Annotated in this window: 6 protein-coding genes; 2 read left to right on the plus strand and 4 right to left on the minus strand. The window is 28.3% G+C overall.

Going from position 1 to position 6,000, the window contains the following annotated elements; translation table 11 throughout:
- Positions 1–111: 111 nt before the first annotated feature.
- Positions 112–483, minus strand: coding sequence for a hypothetical protein (locus ACFOZZ_RS10480; RefSeq protein WP_055235117.1), 372 nt, complete (start codon positions 481–483; stop codon positions 112–114).
- A 221-nt stretch (positions 484–704) separates the two neighbouring features.
- Here ACFOZZ_RS10480 and ACFOZZ_RS10485 point away from each other — a divergent pair, with 221 nt between their 5' ends.
- Positions 705–3,812 carry a TIR domain-containing protein gene (locus ACFOZZ_RS10485; RefSeq protein ID WP_376815212.1) on the plus strand — a complete coding sequence of 1,036 codons (3,108 nt, stop codon included), beginning with the start codon at positions 705–707 and terminating at the stop codon, positions 3,810–3,812.
- A gap of 39 nt (positions 3,813–3,851) precedes the next feature.
- On the opposite strand, the gene ACFOZZ_RS10490 is transcribed toward ACFOZZ_RS10485, so the two are convergent.
- Genes ACFOZZ_RS10490 through ACFOZZ_RS10500 form a run of 3 tightly spaced genes read right to left on the minus strand, consistent with a single transcriptional unit; the run spans position 3,852 to position 5,237 of the window.
- Complete coding sequence (locus tag ACFOZZ_RS10490; protein WP_376815213.1) at positions 3,852–4,025, minus strand: DNA-directed RNA polymerase subunit alpha C-terminal domain-containing protein; 174 nt, start codon at positions 4,023–4,025, stop codon at positions 3,852–3,854.
- A 21-nt stretch (positions 4,026–4,046) separates the two neighbouring features.
- Complete coding sequence (locus ACFOZZ_RS10495; protein WP_320803407.1) at positions 4,047–4,646, minus strand: hypothetical protein; 600 nt, start codon at positions 4,644–4,646, stop codon at positions 4,047–4,049.
- A gap of 45 nt (positions 4,647–4,691) precedes the next feature.
- Complete coding sequence (locus ACFOZZ_RS10500; protein ID WP_376815214.1) at positions 4,692–5,237, minus strand: hypothetical protein; 546 nt, start codon at positions 5,235–5,237, stop codon at positions 4,692–4,694.
- Positions 5,238–5,488: 251 nt separating this feature from the next.
- On the opposite strand from ACFOZZ_RS10500, the gene ACFOZZ_RS10505 reads away from it, so the two are divergent.
- Positions 5,489–5,923, plus strand: coding sequence for a hypothetical protein (locus ACFOZZ_RS10505; protein WP_376815215.1), 435 nt, complete (start codon positions 5,489–5,491; stop codon positions 5,921–5,923).
- Positions 5,924–6,000 lie beyond the last annotated feature (77 nt).

A 6,000-nucleotide genomic window follows, 5' to 3' on the forward strand; every position in this document is an offset into this window, starting at 1 on the left:
CTTATTAAAAATATCATTTCTATAAGAACTATTCCATTTATTTTAAAATAAATGAATGTTTATATCCCATATCACCTTCTTCCTCGTTTTGATGTTTTCAATTTTTAGCAATTAAAACCATCCATTATTTTTTCTTTTTGTATTTATCTTTCTTCCATATTGATCTCTAGTCACATAACTTGTATTTCCAAAAAAATCTGTTTCTTTTCTTGTTGTTGATTTTTTTCTTCCGTAATTATCTCTTGTTACATAACTTGTATCGCCAAAAAATCCTGTTTCCTTTCTTGTTGTTGATTTTTTTCTTCCATAATTATCTCTTGTTACATAACCTGTATCGCCAAAAAATCCTGTTTCCTTTCTTGTTGTTGATTTTTTTCTTCCATAATTATCTCTTGTTACATAACTTGTATCACCAAAAAATCCTCTTTCTTTTCTAATAGTTCCTTTTCTTCTTCCACTATTTCCAAATATATCAAAACTCATGTTCATGTCCTCCAATATTCTATATTACGTTGGCGTTGCCCAAAATGTATTTAGCCGCATTTTGTCGCTGTTCAATGTTAATTACGCTCCATTGACTAAGCTATTTAATTTTCGACTATATTATATATGAAAAGAATTACTCTATTTTTAGGGGGACATTTAAATGTCTTGATAAATTATGTTATAATTTATTTAAGCATTCTAATGAAAGGAAGAAAAATATGGGTCTTTTCGATAATATTAAAAAATATGTCAGCAATATATCTTATGACTTCGCAAAGGGATATGCTTATTATCATGAAAAGGATTATGAAGAGGCTTTTTTTTGGTTTAAACAAGCCGCTGATCATAATCATGCTAATGCATGTGAATGGTGTGGACATTGTTATGAAAATGGATATGGTACTGAAAAGGATTATACCAAAGCAGTCTCTTACTACAATAAAGCCATCGATTTAGGTAATATTGATGCTATGTTTGATTTAGGTACTTGTTATTATTATGGACATGGGGTCAATAAAGATTATAGGATAGCATTTTCTTGGCTTAAAAAAGCTGCTGATAAGAATCATGCTAATGCATGTAATTGGACAGGATATTGTTATAAAAATGGATACGGAGTTGAAAAGGATTATACCAAAGCAGTCACTTACTACAATAAAGCCATCGATTTAGGTAATATAGAAGCCATGTCAAATTTAGGTGCTTGTTATTATAATGGATATGGAGTCAAACAAGATTATAAGCAAGCATTTTCTTGGTTTAAAAAAGCTGCTGATAAGAATCATGCTGATGCATATGATTGGATGGGATATTGTTATGAAAATGGATATGGTACTGAAAAGGATTATACCAAAGCAGTTACTTACTACAATAAAGCCATCGATTTAGGTAATATTAATGCTATGTCAAGTTTAGGTGCTTGTTATTATCACGGATATGGAGTCAAACAAGATTATAAGCAAGCATTTTCTTGGTTTAAAAAAGCTGCTGATAAGAATCATGCTGGTGCATGTAATTGGATGGGAGATTGTTATAAAAATGGATACGGAGTTAAAAAAAATTATACTCAGGCAGTCTCTTACTATAATAAAGCTGTTAATTTAGGTAATATAAAAGCCATGTCAAATTTAGGTGCTTGTTATTATCACGGATATGGAGTCAAACAAGATTATAAGCAAGCATTTTCTTGGTTTAAAAAAGCTGCTGATAAGAATCATGCTAATGCATGTAATTGGACAGGATATTGTTATGAAAATGGGTACGGAGTTGAAAAAAATTATACTCAGGCAGTCTCTTACTATAATAAAGCTGTTAATTTAGGTAATATAAAAGCCATGTCAAATTTAGGTGCTTGTTATTATCACGGATATGGAGTCAAACAAGATTATAAGCAAGCATTTTCTTGGTTTAAAAAAGCTGCTGATAAGAATCATGCTAATGCATATGATTTGATGGGATATTGTTATGAAAATGGATATGGTACTGAAAAGGATTATACCAAAGCAGTTACTTACTACAATAAAGCCATCGATTTAGGTAATATTAATGCTATGTTTGATTTAGGTACTTGTTATTATAATGGATATGGAGTCAAAAAGGATTATAATCAAGCATTTTCTTGGTTTAAAAAAGCTGCTGATAAGAATCATGCTGGTGCATATGATTGGATGGGATCTTGTTATAAAAATGGATACGGAGTTGAAAAAAATTATACTCAGGCAGTCTCTTACTATAATAAAGCTATCGATTTAGGTAATATTGATGCTATGTCAAATTTAGGTGCTTGTTATTATCACGGATATGGAGTCAAAAAGGATTATAATCAAGCATTTTCTTGGTTTAAAAAAGCTGCTGATAAGAATCATGCTAATGCATGTAATTGGACAGGATATTGTTATGTAAATGGGTACGGAGTTGAAAAAAATTATACTCAGGCAGTCTCTTACTATAATAAAGCTATTGATTTAGGTAATATAGCAGCCATGTCAAATTTAGGTGCTTGTTATTATCACGGATATGGAGTCAAAAAGGATTATAATCAAGCATTTTCTTGGTTTAAAAAAGCTGCTGATAAGAATCATGCTAATGCATATAATTGGATGGGAGATTGTTATAGAAATGGATACGGAGTTGAAAAAAATTATACTCAGGCAGTCTCTTACTATAATAAAGCTATTGATTTAGGTAATATAGAAGCCATGTCAAATTTAGGTGCTTGTTATTATTATGGATATGGAGTCAAACAAGATTATAAGCAAGCATTTTCTTGGTTTAAAAAAGCTGCTGATAAGAATCATGCTGATGCATGTAATTGGACTGGATATTGTTATGAAAATGAGTACGGAGTTGAAAAAAATTATACTCAGGCAGTCTCTTACTATAATAAAGCTATTGATTTAGGTAATATAGAAGCCATGACAAATTTAGGTGCTTGTTATTATTATGGATATGGAGTCAAAAAGGATTATAATCAAGCATTTTCTTGGTTTAAAAAAGCTGCTGATAAGAATCATGCTAATGCATGTAATTGGACAGGATATTGTTATGAAAATGGGTACGCAGTTGAAAAAAATTATACTCAGGCAGTCTCTTACTATAATAAAGCCATCGATTTAGGTAATATTGATGCTATGTCAAATTTAGGTGCTTGTTATTATCACGGATATGGAGTCAAAAAGGATTATAGGATAGCATTTTCTTGGTTTAAAAAAGCTGCTGATAAGAATCATGCTGGTTCATGTAATTGGATGGGAGATTGTTATGAAAATGGATATGGCGTAAATAAAAATTTAGATTTCGCTATCAAATGGTATAAAAAAGCAAAACAAAATGGATATGATGCAAAAAAATGTGATAAAAAAATTAATGAAATCATCAAAAAGAAAAACAATTTCCTTGAACCTTATGAAGGTCATGACCCTTATATTTTTATAAGTTACTGTCATAAAAATCAAGATATGGTCATGGATATTCTTAATAATTTATCACGTCTAGGTTATCGTTTTTGGTATGACAAAGGAATTAATGTTGGCTCTAGTTGGAATGATAATATTGCTTCGCATATTGATAACGCTTCACATTTTATCTTCTTTTTATCAAATGATTTTATTCAATCAAAATATTGCTTAGATGAACTTGAATATGCAAAAAGTGAAGATAAACAAATTATTCCAGTATGTATTGAAGAAACAAAAATTTCAGGTGGTCTTAAATTATCTATTAATCGTTTGCAAGTATTCAATAAATATCAATTTAGCGAAAGTTATTTTTATGATCAAATAGCGCAAATTCAAAATATACATAAATGCAACAAGAATACTGAATAATCAGTATTCTTGTTTGTGTTTATACACATTAACAATAACTTATTTTTTTAAATGCAATCCATGTGCTTCTAATGTTTGAATAATTATGTCAAGACGTTTATTACTTATATTTCTTATATTGAGAAGTTCTTCAGGTGTAAGTGAAATAAGATCTTTGACAGTATGAATTCCAGCTCGCGCTAAACAAAGACGTATACCTAATCTCAATTCCAACTCCCATTCTATCTCACCTTCTTAAGAAACATCATTACTCATACCATATAAAGGATTATATTCAAAAAATTCTTCTCTTTGCTTATTCAAACATAATAAACCATAAAATTCAGCTAACCATTCATTAAATTCTTTTTCTAATTCAATTTTATTTTTTTTATCTTCTTCATTGATTAAATAATAATTATTTTGTTTAAAAGTATATCCTTTTTCCTCAAGCTGTATGTTTTGTATATATGCAGATATTTCGTATGCTTGTAAACTATTATCTTCTATCCATATTTTATGTAATTCTCTATTTTTTTGATCAAGTTCTATTGAACCAACTCTAAATCCAAGCAATCCATTTGGACAAAAATAATGTTTAATATTTTTAATCTCAGGATATTTATTTAAAAGATAATCTGCTATTTTAAGTTTATGTTGATTAACAATACCAAACTTAATAATGAATTGATTATTATTCATATCTTCTTCTATTCGAAAAACTTGAAGATTTTTCAAATAACAACGAGCACTTTCTAAAACACCAGTAACATCATATGAACCTCCTTCAACAACAATCATATTCGTAAAATGTTTATTTTTTAATTTTTCTTCTAAATATATTTTCCTTACCATATATATTCTCCTTAAAATATTTTTATTATAATCTTTCAAATGTCTTTATAAGCATAACGACATATATTGATTGGCTAAAGCTTTATTATATTCATTTTCCTTTTCATCAACTTTTTTTTCGTCTTCTTTATTTATTAATCGATAATAGCCATATGTTTTATCATCTTTTTGATAAGATTTATATGTATAACCAACCTCTTCTAATGAAACACGTTGTATATCAGCTGATAATTCGTATGTTTCTTTAGCATAATGTTCAAAATATTTTCCTATGATTACATTTTTTGATTCACTATAACATATAGCTCCTACATCAAATCCAAAAAGTCCTTTTGGACAAAAATAAAGAATAAGACAATTAAGAACAGGATATATTTTTTTTATATATTTTATAATATTTATTATTTCATGTTGATTGAATGTTTCAAAAAAAACAATTATCTTTTCATTACTACTTTCAATACTACTTTCAATATGTTGGATAGAGATGTTTTTATTAGCTAAATAACTTCTAATATCATTAATTATATCTTCTTTTTGATAACATCCACAGTTAAAACATACTGCGTTAGAAAAACAAACATGTTCCATCTTTATATTTCCTCCTCGTATTTATGACGTTGGCGCTGCCCGAAATGTATTCAGCCGCATTTCGTCGCTGTTCAATGCTCATTATGCTCCATTGACTAAGCACTTATCATTATAAACTGTTTTCATCGAATCATATTAAGGGGGAAAATATAAATATATCATGATACAAAACAATATTGATAATTTTCCCCCTGAAGTGTACAAATTCATATTCATGTATAATATCATCAACATATAAGGAGGATAAACATATGTCAGCAAAATTGCCAACAAAAGAAGAAGAACTTTGTCACCTTGAAAACGGATTAAAAAACAAAAAATGGTTATATATAGGATGTATACAAGAAATGTTCTATGAAGATGGAATAGGAGAGTTTATTGTTATTGCCATCTTTTGGAGTATTATATTTGGTATTTTATATTACTATGGTGCTATTTCTTTTTCAATTTTATTTATTTTTATAGTCATTAAAATAATTATTTATAGTATTTTAATTTACGCATCCTATTATAAATATATCAAAGAAATTGAAAACACAAAAATGAAAATTATAAAATTAAAAGAAGAAATCGAATACCAACATACTCATCCTAATTCTGAATTTTCTTTAATTGGATATTGGTATGCCAAAGGTTATAGTGATGAAGAGATTGAAAAAAAAATAGAAGACCTAATCAGCAGATAAAAATTCATTTGAATACCCACAATCTACAGGTAACGATTTAAGAAAAGTGTGAAGCAGAAATATTCAGGATATAGACT

Source organism: Catenibacterium sp. GCM10023432 (genome assembly GCF_042651925.1).
Classification (GTDB): domain Bacteria; phylum Bacillota_I; class Bacilli_A; order Erysipelotrichales; family Coprobacillaceae; genus Catenibacterium; species Catenibacterium mitsuoka.